Source organism: Bacillus sp. MT(2024) (assembly GCF_036362845.1).
GTDB classification, from domain to species: domain Bacteria; phylum Bacillota; class Bacilli; order Bacillales; family Bacillaceae; genus Bacillus; species Bacillus velezensis.
Window position 1 is genome coordinate 2586726 of the sequence record NZ_CP143632.1, and the last position, 19042, is coordinate 2605767.

20 protein-coding genes and 1 other annotated feature are annotated in these 19042 nt (G+C 46.3%); of the genes, 3 read left to right on the forward strand and 17 right to left on the reverse strand.

Annotated features, from left to right (window positions below; translation table 11 throughout):
- Positions 1–45: 45 nt before the first annotated feature.
- From VP472_RS12640 to VP472_RS12655, 4 genes are read right to left on the reverse strand one after another with little or no spacing between them, the layout of a single operon-like run.
- Entirely contained in the window at positions 46–1188 is a 1143-nt protein-coding gene (locus VP472_RS12640; protein ID WP_146277225.1) for a bifunctional cystathionine gamma-lyase/homocysteine desulfhydrase, read from the reverse strand.
- 1 nt (position 1189) lies between these two features.
- On the reverse strand, positions 1190–2113 hold the full coding sequence (locus tag VP472_RS12645) for an O-acetylserine dependent cystathionine beta-synthase (RefSeq protein WP_146277227.1): 924 nt from the start codon (positions 2111–2113) through the stop codon (positions 1190–1192).
- A gap of 47 nt (positions 2114–2160) precedes the next feature.
- A complete protein-coding gene (gene mtnN, locus VP472_RS12650; RefSeq protein WP_003152774.1) occupies positions 2161–2856 on the reverse strand; it encodes a 5'-methylthioadenosine/S-adenosylhomocysteine nucleosidase in 696 nt (231 codons plus the stop codon).
- Between the two features lie 20 nt (positions 2857–2876).
- On the reverse strand, positions 2877–3518 hold the full coding sequence (locus VP472_RS12655) for a class I SAM-dependent methyltransferase (RefSeq protein ID WP_013353005.1): 642 nt from the start codon (positions 3516–3518) through the stop codon (positions 2877–2879).
- A 183-nt stretch (positions 3519–3701) separates the two neighbouring features.
- Here VP472_RS12655 and VP472_RS12660 point away from each other — a divergent pair, with 183 nt between their 5' ends.
- A complete protein-coding gene (locus tag VP472_RS12660; protein WP_003152771.1) occupies positions 3702–3905 on the forward strand; it encodes a YrzA family protein in 204 nt (67 codons plus the stop codon).
- Positions 3906–3944: 39 nt separating this feature from the next.
- On the opposite strand, the gene VP472_RS12665 is transcribed toward VP472_RS12660, so the two are convergent.
- From VP472_RS12665 to VP472_RS12725, 13 genes are all read right to left on the reverse strand, one after another.
- Positions 3945–4661 carry a YrrS family protein gene (locus tag VP472_RS12665; protein ID WP_003152769.1) on the reverse strand — a complete coding sequence of 239 codons (717 nt, stop codon included), beginning with the start codon at positions 4659–4661 and terminating at the stop codon, positions 3945–3947.
- Between the two features lie 63 nt (positions 4662–4724).
- Positions 4725–6479 carry a peptidoglycan D,D-transpeptidase FtsI family protein gene (locus VP472_RS12670; RefSeq protein ID WP_003152768.1) on the reverse strand — a complete coding sequence of 585 codons (1755 nt, stop codon included), beginning with the start codon at positions 6477–6479 and terminating at the stop codon, positions 4725–4727.
- A gap of 52 nt (positions 6480–6531) precedes the next feature.
- A complete protein-coding gene (greA, locus tag VP472_RS12675) occupies positions 6532–7005 on the reverse strand; it encodes a transcription elongation factor GreA (RefSeq protein ID WP_003152766.1) in 474 nt (157 codons plus the stop codon).
- A gap of 253 nt (positions 7006–7258) precedes the next feature.
- Positions 7259–7894 (reverse strand): uridine kinase, encoded by a 636-nt coding sequence (gene udk / locus VP472_RS12680; RefSeq protein ID WP_003152763.1) that lies wholly within the window; start codon positions 7892–7894, stop codon positions 7259–7261.
- A gap of 6 nt (positions 7895–7900) precedes the next feature.
- On the reverse strand, positions 7901–9169 hold the full coding sequence (locus tag VP472_RS12685; RefSeq protein WP_003152759.1) for a peptidase U32 family protein: 1269 nt from the start codon (positions 9167–9169) through the stop codon (positions 7901–7903).
- A gap of 17 nt (positions 9170–9186) precedes the next feature.
- The gene (locus VP472_RS12690; RefSeq protein WP_003152757.1) at positions 9187–10116 is read right to left on the reverse strand and encodes a peptidase U32 family protein; all 930 of its coding nucleotides are present in this window, start codon (positions 10114–10116) and stop codon (positions 9187–9189) included.
- 6 nt (positions 10117–10122) lie between these two features.
- Positions 10123–10776 (reverse strand): O-methyltransferase, encoded by a 654-nt coding sequence (locus VP472_RS12695; protein WP_003152755.1) that lies wholly within the window; start codon positions 10774–10776, stop codon positions 10123–10125.
- A gap of 151 nt (positions 10777–10927) precedes the next feature.
- Positions 10928–12019 carry an endolytic transglycosylase MltG gene (gene mltG, locus VP472_RS12700; protein ID WP_013353010.1) on the reverse strand — a complete coding sequence of 364 codons (1092 nt, stop codon included), beginning with the start codon at positions 12017–12019 and terminating at the stop codon, positions 10928–10930.
- Between the two features lie 110 nt (positions 12020–12129).
- A complete protein-coding gene (locus VP472_RS12705; protein ID WP_003152751.1) occupies positions 12130–12411 on the reverse strand; it encodes a DUF1292 domain-containing protein in 282 nt (93 codons plus the stop codon).
- Between the two features lie 12 nt (positions 12412–12423).
- Positions 12424–12840 carry a Holliday junction resolvase RuvX gene (ruvX, locus tag VP472_RS12710; RefSeq protein ID WP_003152750.1) on the reverse strand — a complete coding sequence of 139 codons (417 nt, stop codon included), beginning with the start codon at positions 12838–12840 and terminating at the stop codon, positions 12424–12426.
- Between the two features lie 8 nt (positions 12841–12848).
- Entirely contained in the window at positions 12849–13115 is a 267-nt protein-coding gene (locus tag VP472_RS12715) for an IreB family regulatory phosphoprotein (protein ID WP_012118070.1), read from the reverse strand.
- Positions 13116–13199: 84 nt separating this feature from the next.
- Entirely contained in the window at positions 13200–15836 is a 2637-nt protein-coding gene (gene alaS, locus VP472_RS12720; RefSeq protein ID WP_146277229.1) for an alanine--tRNA ligase, read from the reverse strand.
- An 80-nt stretch (positions 15837–15916) separates the two neighbouring features.
- Positions 15917–16124: a binding site (T-box leader), on the reverse strand.
- Between the two features lie 43 nt (positions 16125–16167).
- On the reverse strand, positions 16168–17229 hold the full coding sequence (locus VP472_RS12725) for an AI-2E family transporter (protein WP_014305488.1): 1062 nt from the start codon (positions 17227–17229) through the stop codon (positions 16168–16170).
- Between the two features lie 218 nt (positions 17230–17447).
- Here VP472_RS12725 and VP472_RS12730 point away from each other — a divergent pair, with 218 nt between their 5' ends.
- On the forward strand, positions 17448–18176 hold the full coding sequence (locus tag VP472_RS12730; protein WP_014305489.1) for an amino acid ABC transporter ATP-binding protein: 729 nt from the start codon (positions 17448–17450) through the stop codon (positions 18174–18176).
- A gap of 20 nt (positions 18177–18196) precedes the next feature.
- Positions 18197–19024 carry a transporter substrate-binding domain-containing protein gene (locus VP472_RS12735; protein ID WP_070082155.1) on the forward strand — a complete coding sequence of 276 codons (828 nt, stop codon included), beginning with the start codon at positions 18197–18199 and terminating at the stop codon, positions 19022–19024.
- Positions 19025–19042: the final 18 nt, after the last annotated feature.

Sequence of the window (19042 nt, forward strand, 5' to 3'; positions counted from 1 at the left end):
TAATACAAGCTGACAGCCGACAGAGAATGTAAATCTATCCATTCTTTATAAAAGTGAATCAAGCGCCTGTTTCACATCCGCCGTTAAATCCTCAGTATCCTCAATACCGACTGAGATCCGTACGAGCCCGTCGGTAATGCCAAGCGCAAGCCGGCGGTCGCGCGGGATCGAAGCGTGCGTCATTCTGGACGGCACGGAGATTAAGCTTTCAACCGCTCCTAAGCTTTCAGCGATTGTAAACAGGTTCAATTTTTCTAAAAATGCGTCGACGCGTTCACTGCTGCCGATATCAAAGGAAATCATTCCGCCGAAACCGGAGCTTTGCGCTTTTGTCAGCTCATGGCCCGGATGTTTCGCTGATCCCGGATAGTAGAGCGTCTGAACGGCATCATGCGCTTCAAGCAGCTCGGCGATTTTCCCGGCGCTGTGATTGATGGCATCCATTCTGAGTCCGAGTGTTTTAATGCCTCTCATTAAAAGCCATGAATCCTGCGGTCCTAAAACGCCGCCCGTTGAGTTTTGCACGTAATGAAGCTTTTCACCGAGCTCTTTATCAGCCGTCACGACTAAGCCGCCGACGACATCACTGTGGCCGCCGAGATATTTTGTCGCGCTGTGCAGCACGATGTCCGCGCCAAAGCTGAGCGGCTGCTGGAAATACGGCGTGTAAAATGTATTATCGACGATAAGCAATACGCCCGCTTCTTTTGCGATGTCAGACATCAGTTTGAGGTCAGTCACTTTCAATAGCGGGTTTGTCGGTGTTTCGATATAAATGGCTTTCGTATTCGGGCGAATGGCCTTTTTGACTTTTTCTTCACTGCTCGTATCAACAAAGTCCGCTTCAATGCCGAAGCGGTTCAGCACACCTGTCATCACCCGGTAAGTGCCGCCGTATACATCATCCGTCAAAATAACATGATCGCCGCTGTCAAACAGCATCATGACGGCAGTAATCGCAGCCATGCCTGAGCCGAACGCATATCCCGCCGCGCCGCCTTCAAGCTCCGCAATTAAGCTTTCAAGCGCCGCCCGCGTCGGATTGGCCGTTCTTGAATATTCATAACCCGTGTGCTCGCCCGCTTTCGGCTGCCGGTACGTGCTTACTTGATAAATCGGTACGGAAACCGCTCCTGTTTTTTCATCTCCCGTAATTCCTCCGTGCACCATCAGCGTTTTTTTCTTCATCTTACTGACCTCCTTGAAAAATGTTTTTGCTTATATATCGATCGCTGCCGTCAGGGAAAATAGTGACGATATTTGATCCGGCGGGCGCTTTTTTCGCTTCTTCAAGCGCTGCATAAAGAGCCGCCCCTGAAGAGCTTCCGATTAATAGGCCTTCTTTCTCGGCCGCTTCTCTGACAAGCGAAAACGCCGTATCGTCATCCACTGTGTAAATGGCGTCAAAATGGTTCTCGTCCATATATTCCGGGATAAACTCCATGCCGATGCCTTCCGTTTTATGGGCATGCGGCTCTCCTCCGTTCAGGATCGAGCCTTCCGGTTCAACGATCACCGTTTTGACGGCAGGATTTTTCTCTTTTAAATAAGCTGCCGTACCGGCAAAGGTGCCGCCGGAACCCGCTCCTGCGACAAAGGTGTGGATATCCCCGCCGAGCGCGTTCCATATTTCAGGTCCGATCGTTTTATAGTAAGTCAATGGATTTACTCGGTTTTTAAATTGCAGAACGGCATAAGAATTATTAATCTCTCTCTCCAGTTCAAGCGCTTTTCGAATGGCTCCCTGCATGCCTTCTTCTCTCGGGGTATGCACGATGTCCGCTCCGAGAGCTTTCATAATTTGCTGCTTTTCTCTGCTGAAATGCTCCGGGACGCAAAAAACGGCGCGAAGCTGATGCTTTCTGGCGCACAGAGCGAGTCCGATCCCGGTGTTTCCGGCAGTCGCTTCGATGATAACGCCGCCCGGTTTCACCTTTCCCGTGCGAAGCGCATCTTCAATGAGCATCCCGCCCAGCCTGTCTTTAATGCTTCCGCCCGGATTCATCATCTCAAGTTTAGCATAAACCGCTGTTCCCTCCGGTATATCAAAATGCTTGAGACGGAGCAGCGGTGTATTTCCGATCAGTTCTGTAATATCTGTTATCACGTTCAATATATGTCCTCCTCCTGGAAAAGCGGAGGAGAACGAGAATCCCCCGCTTAGTGAATTCGTTTGATGACATTCAGGACAAGCTCAGTTGAATGAACGGCAGCCTGTTCTAAAAATTTATCAAATGAAACGTCAGATTCTTTTCCGGCAATATCAGATAAAGCTCTGATGACAACAAAAGGCGTTTTGAACTGGTGGCACACCTGTGCGACAGCCGCAGCTTCCATTTCAACCGCGTACAAATCCGCAAATTTGGCGCGTACGTCTTCAACCCGCTTCGGATCATTCATAAAAGAATCTCCCGTAGCGATTGTGCCTTTGGCGACTTGAATGCCGTTCAGTTCAGAAACCGCTTCCTCAGTAATACTGATCAGCTTTTCATCAGCTTTGTATGCTGCCGGAAGACCCGGCACCTGTCCGTATTCATAGTCAAACGCCGTCACATCCACGTCATGATGGCGGACATCTGTTGAGATGACGACGTCGCCTACATTCAATGTATGATGAAAACCTCCCGCTGAGCCTGTGTTAATCACATAATCAGGTTTGAAACGGTCAAGCAGAAGCGTCGTGCTGATCGCGGCGTTGACTTTTCCGATCCCCGATTTCAGCAAGATAACTTCGACGCCTTCATAGCTGCCCGTCGTAAACTCACAGTGAGCGATCATCTCTTGTTTTGCGTCTTTCAGTTTGCTTCTTAAAATCGTAACTTCCTCTTCCATTGCTCCGATGACTGCCAGTTTCATTTATACACAATCCCTTCGATTTACCGTTTAATCGCCTCCATTATCCAGACAAAGTCATTTTGCTGCGTAAACCGCGCGGCAAATCCCTCTTCTGAAAAGATGTTTTTCATTGTCCCGAGTGTCGGATAATGTTCCGTCTTTAAATCGTCCGCTAATTGATGATAGCCGTTTCGGATTGCTTTTTTAATTGTTTCATCATAAGCTTCATGATCTTTAAAGACGGTATCGGCAAACACTATTTTATCATGCTTCTGAAGGATTGTGCCATACTGCTTTACAGCCGTTCGCTTTTCTTCATCGGTTAAATGATGAAAGGCGTACGAGCTGACGATGGTATCTATTTGAAAAGGCGGAGCGGGAAACTCCAGAAAATCTCCGTCACTGAACACGGCTTTGTCAGAAAGCTTGTCAGCCGCCAGTTTTCTCATTGACGGAGACGGTTCTACACCAAACACCTTTTTGTTCGCGGCGGCTAATTTCGCCGTTAAATTCCCTGTGCCCGGTCCGAACTCTAAAACGTTTGAACCTGAAAGTGCGACGATGCTGTCAAGAATATTGTCATACCCTTTAAAAACATCAGCATATTGTTTGTCTGCCCCGTGCACTGTGGCATCATAAGTCGCTGCCCAATCTTCAAATAATGGAATAAATTCACGGCCCATATTTTTCACTCTCCATAATTTATAATTCCTATGAGTATAGTATGGATTAATCGTGGAACAGTTCCTATCCTATCACAAAAAAGAATGGAAGGGTACTAAAATACTTTGGGATTATTGCGCAATTACGGCAGAAAGGCTTATACTTTCATTGACTCAGAAGAAAAATCAGGAGGATCTGTACTGATGAATTTTCAATTGGATTTAATCAAAGATAAAGTAGAATTTTTCGAAGCGGCATCTTTGCAGGAGCTTGAAAAGAAAATAAACGTTCAGATTGAAAACAACCAGGCGATTATGCTTCGCGTCCGTTCTGTATCCCATCAGGTGACGGCCGTTGACGGCAGAATCCTTTACAGCGCGTCGGTGCATTTTTCAGCTGACGTATGACAGAAAAAAGCAGCTGAATAATCAGCTGCTTTTTTGCGGTTATTTTAACGTTTCTACTTTTGTCGGCTTCCAGCCTTTTTTGTCTTTCCAAGTGATGGTGACCTGATACTTTTTGCCGTTCGTTTTGTCTAAAACTTTACCCTTCGCATCTTGCGGGCTTCCATTGTTTCCGAGCCACAGCACTGTCATGTGATCTTTTGACACGCCTGTTGCGTAAGAGATGGCGTCAAGCATTTCGGACCAGTCTTCAGAGCTTGAGTCATACGTCGCCGCATGTTCTCCCGTCTGCTTTGTTCCGACCGCTTTCCATTTTGGGTTAACAATTGTTTTCTCGACATCGCTTGATGAGCCGCCCTCTGTTATTTTTGCTCCTTTAAAAGGATCGCTTGAATCAGAGTCTTTTTTGCTGCTGTCATCACTTTTCGATGAATCATCGTCTTTTTTGCTGTCAGAGTCTGAAGATGAATCAGATGTGTCCTTATCCTGTTTATCTTTTTTGTCATCGTCTGATGCCTTATCTTTTTTGCTGTCTTTTATGTCTTCATCGGATGTCTGCTTCGTCTTGCCTGATGCAGGTGTTTCCTGCTTCTGGCTCGTGTCCGCTTTTTCGCTCACGTCGCTCGACGGACTGTTGATGAAGAGGCTGACTGCAACGACGACAATAAGAATAGATACGATAGCAATTAAAATGTTAAGCACCATATTTGCTTTTCTGCGCTTATCACGGTTTTCAAAACGAGATTGTTTATTGCTCAATCATTCTGCACTCCTTTATCCCTCTTGCTCAGCATATATTTTAACATGGGCTGAGCGGTTGTTCTATGTCTGATTTGTTTCATTTTCATGTACCTTTTTAACAATATCATAAAACACTGTATTTGTCAGAGCCTTATCCCCCGGCGTGTCCATGTGCAGCACCACGAGAGCGTATTTCGGCTTGTCCGCGGGAAAGTATCCCGCAAACCATTTGTGGTAAAGCGTCTGTTTTTCTTTTGTGAACATTCCCGTCTGGGCCGTTCCCGATTTGCCTGCTATCTCATACGGCAGATCCTGAAACCTTCGGCCGGTTCCTTTCGGTGAGGTGACGACTTCTCTGAGAATTTTTTGAAGCTGCTGCGCCGTATATTTGTCGATGTTTTCCCCTTTTAACGGCTGATCTTTGAATGACGCCATCGTCGTTTTGTTTTTGTATTCAATTTTGTCCGCAATTTTGACTTGTTTTTTTTCACCGCCGCGCGCGATCGCCGCCATCATATTGGCGACTTCAAGAGGCGTGACTTTCACGTTTTTTTGCCCGATCGCCGTCTGTGCGACGGCTTTTTTTACGGTTTTGTCTTTGTCATCTCCCCAAATGACCCCGCTTTTTTCATTATACAGCTGCCTGAATCCGTCTTCCCGGTACAGCTTGCCTTCCCAGCCCGCCCGCTGTGTGAGACCTAGTTTTTCCGCCATGTTTTCAATAACGGAATCATCTTTTTTGATCAATTTTTCCGCAAGACTTGTAAACGTATAATTGCAGCTTTGGGCAAAGCTTTCTCCAAAACTGAGCGTGCCTTTGTCATCCCCCGGCTCTCCGTACAGGTTGAGATTGCAGTTAAAGGATGTGCCCGGCTTCACTTCGTTTTGTTCTATTGCGGCTGCGGCGATCACCGTTTTAAACACTGATCCCGGATAAATCGGCGTCAGCATGTAATTTTGCAGTGTCTGCTGCTTTGACATGTCAGCGTCAGGCTTTGATACCATTCCGAGCACACTGCTTTTTTCAATGTCTAAAAGGACGGCTCCCCCCTTTTTTAACCCGCGGTCTTTCAATACATCTTCCATTGCTTCTTGAATATTGCGGTCGATGGAGGTTTTGACTTGCAGCGGATAAAACGCGTTTGCTTCAGCCGTATATTTGACGTCCATTCCGAATAAAGGGTTTCCCCTTCCGTCGACATGATACAAAAGTTTTGTGTCCTGATCCGCCAGTAAAAACTCATCAAACGTCCGCTCCATCCCGCTTGTCCCGATTTTTGCCGTGATCGGCAGTTCCTTCCTCCCGGGGTATTTCTTTTTCAAAAGCTCAGGGTCCTGGTTTGTCGCGCCCAACAGATGAGCGGCTATGTTTGTTTCTTTGCTGTCTTTCATATATACGCCGTAAATGCCGGGATATTTCAAAGAATTGATATTTGCCACGGATTGTTTCGTCAAATGTTTTATTTTTCTGCTGTTCAGGATCACCGGTTTTTTTGCTTCCGTGAGCAGCTGCCTGAGCTCCCCCTGTTTCATTCCGAGAATGTCTGATACCCGGTCAACCGGCCAATCTTGCGTCACGAGAAAGGGAAACAGTATGACGGCAGGCTGCTTTTTTCCGGTCAGCTCTTTGCCGTTCCGATCAAGAAAAGAGCCGCGTCCGTCTGAAATAAGGACTTCTTCCGTCCGCTGCTTGACGCTTTCCTGAATCAGATTAATATTGGATTTTGAAAAAGATTCTGTAAAAAACAGCTGAATTTCAGCCAGCCTAGCAAGCAGAAAGAAAAACACGAGCAGAAAACAAATCACGGCCGTTTTCAGCCTTTTTGATACGATCATAAAAAACACCTCATCCACATTTTGGACGAGGTGTTTCATTGTTAAACGGATCTTATGAAATTTTCACAATTTTCACGAGCATTTCTCCGCCCGGCGTCTGAACTGTCACTTCTTCGTCCACTTTTCTGCCGAGCAGGCTTTTTGCGATTGGCGAGTCGTTTGAGATTTTTCCTTCAAACGGATCAGCTTCAGCGCTTCCGACAATCGTGTAAGATTCTTCTTCACCGTCCGGCAATTCGATGAATGATACGGTTTTTCCCAAACCGACTACATTTGAACCGCCGTCGTCCTCGATGATTTTCGCATTGCGGATCATGTTTTCAAGCGTCGTGATGCGCCCTTCCACAAATGCCTGTTCTTCTTTTGCGGAATCATACTCAGAGTTCTCTGACAGATCTCCGAAGCTTCTTGCGATTTTAATGCGCTCTACTACTTCTTTACGTTTAACCGTTTTCAATTGCTCTAATTCTTGTTCAAGTTTTTGTTTTCCTTCGTGAGTCATCGGAAAAACTTTTTCTTGTGCCATGTTCCTTCACTCCTTGGTGGTTGTCCCTCAACAATAACGTGTGATTATGTATGAGAGCATAAACGAAAAAATCAAGAATGAGAACACAGGGCAGTCCTCGTTCTTCTCTCCCATATAGGTACTGTTTATCTTAAACTGAATGTGTGTTTTCTGCAAATGTTTCGGTTTATAAACAGGGAAAGAAGGGAACTGTCTCATTCCCTTCCAGCCTATACATAATATGGTCTGAGTTATTTATGTCTATGCTATGGTATTACAAAATTGCATTTTGTTCAAGGATCGTTTGAATCTTCGTGACCATCAGATCAATTGCGACGTGGTTTTGTCCGCCTTCCGGAATAATGATGTCCGCGTAGCGTTTCGTCGGTTCAACAAACTGATTGTGCATCGGTCTGACGACGGACACATACTGCTCAATGACAGAATCGATTGAACGGCCTCTTTCGTTAATATCTCTCATAATCCGTCTGATGATACGGAGATCCGCGTCCGTGTCGACATAAAGTTTCATATCCATGAGGTCGCGAAGTCTTTTATCTTCGAGGACGAGAATGCCTTCCAGAATAATGACATCCTTCGGCTCAACCGGAATGGTTTCCTCAGAACGCGTATGCAGTTTATAATCATAAATCGGCTTTTCTATCGGCCGGTAATTCAAAAGCTCTTGAATATGCTCGATTAAATAGTCATTATCAAATGCGAGCGGGTGATCATAGTTTGTGTTCAGCCTTTCTTCAAACGGAAGATGGCTTTGGTCTTTATAATAAAGGTCTTGCTGGATCATTAAAATCGAGTGTCCTTTAAACTGTTCATAGATGGAACGGGTGACGCTTGTTTTTCCTGATCCGGAACCTCCTGCGATGCCTATAACTACAGGACTCTTACCCATTGGTGATTACTTCCCCTTTCTCATCATGTTGCTCGGATAAATCTTTTTGTCTACTTTAAATGTAACGATTTGCAGGGGATGGCGGGCAGCATCAAGCTCGTTTCCGTCTTCGTCCCAAATAGTGCCGATTGTGAATGTGAAATTGTCGATTTCAGGACCGAAAAATTCCACTTCGTCACCTTGTTTAAAGAAATTGCGCTGCTGGAGCGTCACCATTTGAGTTTCCTCGTTATACGCGAGCACGAGACCGGCAAAATCAAATGTTGTTTTCTTTCCGTGTTCGCCGAACATCTGCTCTTCATACCCGGGCGTGCCTTCAAAGAAAGCAGGCGCGGTATCCCGGTTTGCACATTTGTCCAGCTCATCCAGCCATTCTTTTTGAATGACAAAGTTTTCAGGATCAGCGCAGTATGCGTCGATGACTTTGCGATACACGCTGACAACCGTCGCAACGTAATGAATCGATTTCATCCGGCCTTCAATTTTCAGACTGTCGATACCCATCTCGATCATTTGCGGAATGGATTCAATCAATTTTAAATCTTTCGGGCTCATCGCAAACGGAGCGTCTTCTTCGTCATAAAGCGCGACCGCGTTTGCACCGTCTGTCTGATACAGGTCATAATCCCAGCGGCAGGACTGACAGCAGCCGCCGCGGTTGGAATCCCGGGCCGTCATGTGATTGCTCAGCACGCATCGTCCTGAATAAGCGATACACATAGCGCCGTGGATAAAGGTTTCAATTTCAATATCCACCTTTTCCTTCATTTCTTTAATTTCCAGTCCGCTCGTTTCACGGGCAAGCACCACGCGGTCAAGCCCTTCTTCTTTCCAGAACTGCACCGCTTTCCAGTTTGAAAGGGACTGCTGTGTGCTGAGGTGAATTTCTACGTCCGGGGCCACTCTCCGGCATGTTTCAATAATCAGCGGATCAGCGACGATAATTCCGGCAACTTTTGCGTCTCCCAACGCTTTTAAGTATTCTTCCAGACCGTCCATATTTTCATTATGGGCGAAAATGTTTGTTGTCACATATATTTTTGCCCCGTATTTTTTGGCAAATTCTACGCCCTCTGCGATTTCTTCTATTGAGAAGTTATCCGCATTTGAGCGGAGTCCGTATTCCTGTCCTCCGATAAAAACCGCGTCCGCTCCGTAATGAACGGCAATTTTTAATTTTTCAAGGTTTCCTGCCGGAGCAAGGAGTTCAGGTTTTTTCGTAATGACGCGTTTTCCGTTTACGACTTTGGAAATGGTTTGATTTACGGCTGTCATCCGTTGCACCCTCCTTTTTAATAGACCGTTTCTTTAAAGAAGAATCCTGTGTCGATGCTTCTGTTCACAGGCTGAATGCTTTCAATCCGCTCTATCCAGCTCTCTTTTTTCTCTTCGTATGTCTCTCGGCTTTCAAAGCACAGATCGATTGCTTCTCTGTACATGCGGGTCACTTCAGTTAAGTATTCAGGAGACTTCAAAACTCCGTCAATTTTGAAAGAATCGATGCCGGCGTCCATCAGGTCCTCTAATTCATCAATCATGCACACATCGTTCGGGCTCATGATGTGCGTGCCGTTTTCATCTTCAAAAATCGGGTATTTATTGCCCCGTTCCTTGTCATGCAGAAACATTCCCGCTTCTTTTTTCTTCTGTTCGATGTCCATGACTTTTCCCTGGTATTCGAAGTAATGGCCCACTAAAGAACGCTTCGATTGGAACATGCACGTCATGCCGTGGATTTGAATTTCAATTTCCACTTCGGCGTTTTCTTTTATGTCAATGATGCTGTCCATATTTAATTCTTTAGCCAGCACTGCCCGCCGTGCGCCTTTGCGTCCCCAGTAATTGCAGGAATAGTAGTTGGTACCCGTTGTTTCCGTGCTCCAGTGCAGTTTGAGATCGGGAGCCGCTTCACGCGCCGCCATTAAAACGGCCGGATCACCGAAAACAGCCGCATCAACGCCGGCCTCCTGCAAAAAGGCAAGATAGCCGTTCAGCTCGTCCACTTTTTCGTTGTGAAAAATAGCATTGACGGCGGCGTACACTTTCGCGCCTTCCTGATGAGCTGTCTTTACGGCTTCTTTTATATCTTCTCTTGAAAATTCACCGGCCAGTCTCAGGCCGTATCTCTGTTCTCCGACTAACAGGGCCGTTGCGCCCGCTTGAATGAGCGGAAGAATATCCTGTACAGAAGTCGGAGTCACCAAAAGTTCAGGTTTTTTCATGATCATTCACCTCTTCTTTTTACTGATGGCGATGCCGTCTCCGACCGGCAGTATGACCGTTTGATAGTCAGGCCGGTTCATCAGCCATTGGTTATATTGATCAATTTTTTCAACAAGCTTCCGTCTTCTTTTCGGCTCAATGTCCGAGTGATTTTGTGCCACCAGTCCTTTAAACAGAACATTGTCCGTAAAAATGACTCCATCCGGCGCAAGCATCGGTTCATAGAGCTCAAAAAAGTTCGTGTACTGGCCTTTGGCCGCGTCGATAAAAATGGCATCATAAGGAGCCGTGACACGGACAGACTCAGAAAGTTCCAGCGCATCCCCGTGCATTACGTGAATCCGTTTTTCCATTTCAAAGTCTTTTATATTGTTCACAGCTTCTTCATAGCGTTTGTCGTCCCGTTCAATCGTGTAAATATTCGCATCCGGAAGCTCAAGCGCCATCCGTATGGCGGAATATCCGATTGCCGCGCCGATTTCCAAAATGTTTTTCGCCTGTTGAATCGACAGCATTTGAAGCAGCACTTCAATGCCCGCTTCTTCCATAATCGGAACATGGTGCTCTTTTGCATAGGCTTCAAGCTTTTTCACTTTATCAGGCCGAGGCTTCAGCATCGCGTTTATATACTCGTTTATTTGTTCATACCGATCATTCACGGCAAACAGCCTCCGTTCTAAAAAGGAGTGCCCCTGACGAATCCGCGGGGACACTCTCTTAAGACACTTCTTTATCCATAAGTAAACAACCCGATATATTTTATCATAAAACCTTTCAGAATGGAATAAAAGGAGAGCTTTTGCCCTCCTTTTATTCGCTGTCTTTTTTGGAAATATACTTTTCCTTCGCTTTATTATGGTCTTTTAATGTTTTGGTGAAAACGACCTCGCCGTTTGATTTTGCAAGGAAATAGAGATAATCCGTTTTGTCAGGGCGGAGAGCCGCTTCCCATGATGAATCGCCGGCATTTGCAATCGGTCCCGGCGGCAGCCCCTTATGTTTATACGTATTAAACGGAGAATCAATTTTCAGGTCTTTGTAGTAGACCCGGCTTTTATGCCTGCCGGCCGCATATAATACCGTCGGGTCAGTCTGCAGCGGCATTTTTTCTGCAAGCCTGTTGTAAAAAACGCTGGCGATTTTGTGACGGTCGGCTTTGGCGGTGGCTTCTTCTTCAATAAGCGATGCCATCGTCAGCGCGTTATGGACGGAAAGTTTCTTTTTTTCCAGTTCAGATTTATACGTTTCGATACGGGTGTTTGTTTCCTGAACCATTGCCGTCAAAATCGTGTCAAGCGATGCATCCGGATCATTAAACGGATATGTGGCCGGATACAGATAGCCTTCGAGCGGATGCTTGAGCTTCTTGTTTGAAAGTGCGTCCGTTATTGTATCAGGAAACTGTTTTTTCAGTTTGCCGATGAATGTTTTGTCATCCAGTTTCGCCATAATCTCTTCTTTTGAATATGATGTTTCTTTTGCGATCGCATCCGCAATCTGTGTAAGCTGTTTTCCTTCAGGAACGGAGATCTGAAAGGCATATCCCGTTGATCCCGCGGTCAGTTTTTTGATAATCGCATCCGCATCCATTCCTTTATTCAGGTGGTAAAATCCCGCCTGAAACCCGGAAGCGCCTTTATACTTCACATACAGCTGAAATGCTTTTTTGCTTTTGATGACATGCTGATCCTCAAGAATTTCAGCGATTGCCGAAACGGAAGAACCGCTAGGAATATTAATATTGACTGCCGTTTTGCTGCCTTTGTCAACCGGAGACAGCAGAGATTTTCCATAGAAAAAAGCACCGCAAATGATGATAAGCAGAGCAATCACGGAGGACAGTATTATCGTTGTTTTTTTGTTTTTACGCGGAAATGAATTTTTAGTCTGATTGATATTCATACAAGTATTTTCCTCCCAACAGCTCTTATACTACATGATTCATGTGCATTCGGCAATTTATTACAAAAAAAAGCCGAAGCACATATGCGCTCCGGCTTTTTCTGTTCATTTTATTCTTCGTCTTCTTCCGCTAAAAACGTGTTCAGCGTTTCTTCGATCATTTCCCACTCTTCATCAGTTTCAATCGGCATCAGTTCGCCGTCTTCACCGTTTTCGTTCGGTTCGAAGCTTGAAGCGTGAATTTCGATTTCATCATCGTCTTGAGCATCAATCGGATAATAAAGTACGTAAGATTTGTTGAATGTGTCGTTTTCAAATGTGAACAGCACTTCGCAAAGCTGTTCGTTGCCTTGATCATCGACAATTGTAATGTGTTTTTCGCCGTGTTCCATTTCTTTCACCTCTTAGTTTAAACTGTCCAGATATCCTTGAAGGATCATGACAGCCGCCATTTTATCAATGACTTTTTTTCGTTTTTGCCTGCTGACGTCAGCCGCGATCAGCATTTTTTCAGCCGCCATCGTCGTCAGACGCTCGTCCCACAGCACAACAGGGACATTGTACGCTGTTTCAAGCAGTTTCGCAAATGTTTGGCTGGCTTCGCCTCTCGGACCGATCGTCCCGTTCATGTTTTTCGGAAAACCGAGCACGATCTTCTCTACATTATAGTCTTTCATCAGCTCGGATAAACGGTCCAGACCGTAATCTCCTTCAGCCTCGTTTATTTTTATCGTCTCAATGCCTTGAGCGGTCCAGCCCATTTCATCGCTTAAAGCTACGCCGAGTGTTTTCGTTCCAAGATCAAGTCCCAATATTCTCATGAATGTATTTACGCCTCTTTATGCTGTTCTAGATAGGATTTTACCAATTCCTCGATTAATTCGTCACGTTCCAGTTTGCGAATTAAGTTCCGGGCGTCGCGATGCCTAGGAATGTATGCAGGATCTCCAGACAGCAAGTATCCGACAATCTGGTTGATAGGATTGTACCCCTTTTCCTGAAGCGCATCATATACTGTATTCAGCACTTCTTCGACGTTTGTTTCAGCAGAATCATCGGAGAAATTAAATTTCATCGTTTTATCAAACGAGCTCACCGTTTTGCACCTCTTTCCCAAATTCGCAGGCAAAGTTCAGCCTGAGGTCCTCATCTTATCATCATTCTACACTAGTTGAAAGGATTATAAAACGGATTTTATCCAATCTTCCGCAGATGCGAGCGCCTCTTCCAATTTTTCAGGCTGCTTTCCGCCGGCCTGCGCCATGTCCGGACGGCCTCCGCCTCCGCCTCCGCAGACTTCAGCCGCTTGTTTGACCATTTTGCCGGCGTGAAGGCCTTTTTCGATCAGGTCTTTCGTCACGCCTGCTGAAAGGTTGACTTTCTCGTTTTGCACGGCGCCGAGAATGATGACCGCAGAACCGAGCTTCGCTTTCAGATCATCCACCATAGTGCGAAGGTGGTTCATGTCTTTCGCATTTACTTTTTCAGCCAGCACTTTTACGCCGCCGATGTCTTTTACTTTAGACAGAATGGCTCCGGCTTCCACATTGCCAAGTTTGCTGAGCAATGATTCATTTTCTCTTTGCGCTTCCTTCAGCTCTGCTTGAAGAGACTGAATTCGCTTCGGTACGTCTTTTACGTTTGATTTCAGCTCGTCCGCAGCGTGCTGCAGAAGGCTGAGCTGGCTGTTCATTTCCTGATAAGCGCCTTTTCCTGTTACGGCTTCGATTCTTCGCGTACCTGCGCCGATCCCTGATTCGGATACGATTTTAAACAGACCGATTTCAGCCGTATTCGTGACATGGCATCCGCCGCAAAGCTCAAGGCTGTAATCTCCGACTTGTACGACGCGAACGATATCGCCGTATTTCTCGCCGAACAGGGCCATCGCGCCCATTTCTTTCGCTTCATTGATCGGTTTCAAATCAATCGCTACCGGAATGCTCTCCCAGATTTTTTCGTTGACGATTCCTTCAATGCGTTCAAGTTCTTCTTTTGTCACTTGACCGAAATGAGAGAAGTCAAAACGCAGACGATTTTCGGTAACGAGTGAACCCGCTTGGTTGACATGTGTGCCGAGAACGTCTTTCAGCGCCTGGTGCAGAAGGTGGGTTGCTGTATGGTTTTTCACCACGCCGCTTCTCATTTGATCTTCAACTTCAGCCGTCACGCTTGCGCCTTTTTGAATCGTGCCGCTATCCACCGTGCCTTCGTGTACATGCTGACCGTTCGGAGCTTTTTTCACGTCTTTAATGGTTACGACAGCCTGCTCGCTCCTCAGCACTCCTCTGTCACCGATCTGTCCGCCGCTTTCAGCATAGAAAGGCGTTTTGTCGAGAAGGATTTGGACGGTATCCCCTTCCTGCGCCTCGCTGATTAATTGCCCGTCATGAAGAAGCTCGATTACCTTCGCTTCAGCTTTTACGGAATTGTAGCCGACAAATGTGCTTTCTGCGGTAATGTCGCGCAATGCGCCGCCCTGCACCTGCATGCTTCCTACATCTTGGCGCGCATTTCTCGCCCGTTCACGCTGTTTTTCCATTTCGGCTTCAAAGCCTTTATGGTCAACCTTCATTTGCTCATCTTCCGCGTATTCCTCCGTCAATTCAACCGGGAATCCGTACGTATCGTACAGTTTGAATACGTCTTTTCCGGAGATGATGCCGCTGCCTTTTTCCTTCTCTTTCTTTATCACGTCGGATAAAATGGCCAGACCTTCGTTTAATGTTTCATGGAAGCGCTCTTCCTCCGTTTTGATGACTTTGGCGATAAACTCTTGCTTTTCTTTCACCTCCGGATAGAAAGCGTCCATAATTCCTGCAACAGTCGGAACCAGCTCGTACATAAACGGACGGCTGATACCGATGGTTTTCGCGTATCTCACTGCCCGGCGCAAGAGGCGTCTCAGTACATACCCGCGCCCTTCATTTGACGGCAGAGCTCCGTCGCTTACCGCAAATGCGACCGTTCTGATATGATCGGCGATCACTTTAAAGGCCGTATCCTTCACTGCATCCTTTCCGTAAGTATCTCCGGAAATACGCTCTGTTGCTTCAATAATCGGCATAAACAAATCAGTGTCAAAGTTTGTCGGGACGTCCTGAATCACGGAGACCATCCGTTCAAGCCCCATGCCCGTATCAATGTTTTTCTTCGGAAGCGGTGTGTACGTGCCGTCCGGGTTGTGGTTGAACTCTGAGAATACCAGGTTCCACACTTCAAGATAGCGGTCATTTTCGCCGCCCGGATACAATTCAGAATCTGACGGATCATTGCCGTATTTCTCGCCGCGGTCATAGAAAATTTCTGTATTCGGTCCGCTCGGGCCTTCGCCGATATCCCAGAAGTTCCCTTCCAGACGGATGATTCTTTCTTCCGGAACGCCGATTTTTTCCGCCCATAGCGTATAAGCTTCTTCATCCTCAGGGTGAACCGTTACAGACAGCAGCTCCGGATCAAAGCCGATCCACTTTTCGCTCGTTAAAAACTCCCAAGCCCACGTGATGGCTTCTTCTTTAAAATAATCACCGATGGAAAAATTTCCGAGCATCTCAAAGAACGTGTGATGGCGCGCCGTTTTCCCCACATTTTCAATATCATTTGTGCGGATTGATTTTTGCGCGTTTACAATTCTCGGATTCTCCGGCACAACGCGGCCGTCAAAGTATTTTTTCAGCGTCGCAACGCCGCTGTTGATCCATAATAAAGACGGATCTTCATGCGGAACCAATGAGGCGCTCGGTTCAACGGCATGGCCTTTTTCTTTAAAGAAATCTAAAAACATTTGACGCACTTCAGCAGAAGTTAAGTGTTTCATCTATATTCCTCCTTATCACTACCCGAAATTCTCTTTTGCGACAGCAAAAAAGCTCTCTCCCTATGCAAACCATGCGTTCACACAGGGACGAGAGCTGTCTCGCGGTACCACCCTGATTACAGGCCGAAAAAGGCCTGTCACCTTTCATCCCGTAACGCAGGATTGCGGCAGCCTTTAACTGCACTCAGGATTAGCTTCGGCCGATCTTCTGCTGAAGCTCCTTTCAGCGTATCGGAGCTTCTCTCTTAAACAGGGCTTCGGCGTACTCATATCCGTCACTCGAGATTCGTATGTATTCTACTCGAAATTATAGACAAGCAGAACCCGAATGTCAATGTTCCGTCCTGATCCGCAAAAAGTGAATGGCCGTCACTTTTAAAACGGCTGCCGCCGGAACAGCGAGAATCATGCCGGGAATGCCCGCGAGCTCCCCTCCGGCAAGAAGCGCAAGCATGATCACGACGGGGTGCATCCTGAGACTTCGCCCGACAATGAGCGGGCTCAAAATGTTTCCTTCTATAAATTGAAGAATAAAAATCGTGACGATTACGATGATCACAGCCTTGGAGGAAATCGCCAGCGAAAGGAGCAGCGCCGGCACAGCGCCGATAAACGGACCGAAATACGGGATGACATTCGTAATCCCGATGGCAAGGCCCAAAATCAGCGGGTAAGGAAGCCCGAACAGCCAAAATGAAACGCCGGCTATGAACCCGAGCAAAAAACAAACGAGAAGCTGACCGCGGATGTAATCACCGAGAGAGTCGTCCACATCCCGCAGAAATTCACTCCCCCTTTTTCTCCAGGATTTCGGCGTCAAATACCAGACCGTCTTTTTCATAACGTCTATATCCTTCACCATATAGAACACGAGAAAAGGAATCGTCGCCGCGATCAGGATATAATCAAGCACGAAACGGATGCTTCTGATCGTGCTTTCAATCGTGCCGGCAAGAAACGTTTCTGTCTGCTGAATCATTTTGTCCATCCGATGGTGCATGCCGTCAGGCCAATGATCTGTGTGATTATGCAGATGCCTCAGCATGCTGTTGTAGTTTTCGGCCAGACCGGGAATGCTCTCAGACAGATCCTGCAGCTGTTCAATTAAAACAGGAACCCCTTTATAAACCCCCCAGCCGATTCCGCCGAAAAACAGGCAATAAATCAGAAGCAGGCTTAAAGTTCTAGGCATCCCTTTTCTATGAAGCCATTCAGTAATCGGAAGTAAAAGATAAGCAATAAATACTGCGATGAATATAGGAATAAAGAGAGATTTTATAACAAGCCAAATGGGAGACCATAACATATCGAGCATGCAAAAGACATACACTGTTAACAAAACGAGCAGACATACAGCCGTCCACATTAAGAGCTGCAGCGGTTTTTGAAGCATGACGTTTCACCTCTTGCTTTATCTTTTGACAGAAAGCCGGAATTATTCCCGATTCATAAACTCCGCCTTATGACGCAGACCTCTTGACGGAAATAATTATCAGAAATTACGAAATAATCTAACTAATATTCATAAAAGTCTGTATAACCATCGTAATGTGTTAAAGGATTTCAAAACTGTCCAGTCAATATGACTCATGTTTTTTAAGGAGGATGGCCATGATTTCATTTCAGGATGTAAATAAGCACTACGGACATTTCCACGTGCTGAAAAACATTAATCTGCACATTAAAAAAGGGGAAGTCGTCGTTATCATCGGACCTTCAGGATCGGGAAAAAGCACGCTTCTCCGCTGCATTAATCAGCTGGAAACAGTTGATGGAGGCGCCTTAACGGTAAACGGCGTCTCCATCCATGACAAGAAAACGGATATCAATCAGGTCCGCCGGAATATCGGCATGGTGTTTCAGCATTTTCATCTGTACCCGCACAAAACCGTTCTGCAAAACATCATGCTCGCACCGATCAAAGTGCTCAAGCAATCAAAAGAAGAAGCAAAGGAAACGGCCTTATACTATTTGAAAAAAGTCGGTATACCGGACAAAGCGGACGCTTATCCTTCACAGCTTTCCGGCGGCCAGCAGCAGCGTGTCGCCATCGCCAGGGGGCTTGCGATGAAGCCCGAGATTATGCTGTTTGATGAACCCACATCCGCGCTTGATCCGGAAATGATAGGGGAAGTGCTGGATGTCATGAAAACACTCGCAAAGGAAGGCATGACCATGGCAGTCGTCACACATGAAATGGGATTCGCAAAAGAAGTGGCGGACCGCATCGTGTTTATCGACGGCGGATCCATCTTAGAAGAAGCTGCACCGGCTGAATTTTACGAAAGCCCCCGTGAAGAGAGGGCGCGTTTATTCTTAAGCCGTATTTTAAATCACTGAAAAGAAACGGAGGAGCGCTTATGTCACGCGTAACAAAATGGTTGTCATTCGGATTGATATCACTGCTGGCCGTCTTTATGCTGGCAGCCTGCGGAGGGAAAGAAACGTCCGGGGATTCAAAAGGAACGGGAAAAGACACGTTAGCCTCTATTAAAGACAGAGACAAAATCATCTTCGGCGTCAAAACCGATACGAGGTTATTCGGGCTGAAAAACCCAAGCTCCGGTGATATTGAAGGCTTCGATATTGATATCTCAAAACAGCTCGCAAAAGATATTCTGGGGGATGAGAAGAAAGCGGAATTTAAAGAAGTGACGTCAAAAACGAGGATTCCGATGCTGCAAAACGGCGATATCGACGCCATCACCGCCACGATGACGATAACGGATGAGCGGAAAAAAGAAGTTGATTTCTCAGATGTTTATTTTGAAGCCGGGCAATCCCTGCTCGTCAAAAAAGGAAGCAGCATCAAAAGCACCGAAGACCTGGGAAAAGGCTCAAAAGTATTGGCGGTAAAAGGCTCCACTTCCTCACAGAACATCAGGGAAAAAGCGCCTGACGCCTCAGTGCTGGAATTTGAAAATTACGCCGAAGCGTTCACTGCGCTTAAAGCGGGACAGGGAGATGCGCTCACAACCGATAATGCGATTTTATACGGCATGGCGGATGAAAATAAACAATATCAGCTGACAGGCGAAACCTTCACCGATGAACCTTACGGAATCGCCGTCAAAAAAGGCCAATCCGGCCTTGTCAAAGAAATCAACGCCTCTTTGAAAAAAATGAAAGCCGACGGCAGGTACGAAAAAATCTATAAAAAATGGATAAAAGAAGAACCGGCAAAATAGGACGGACCGCGGGATGAG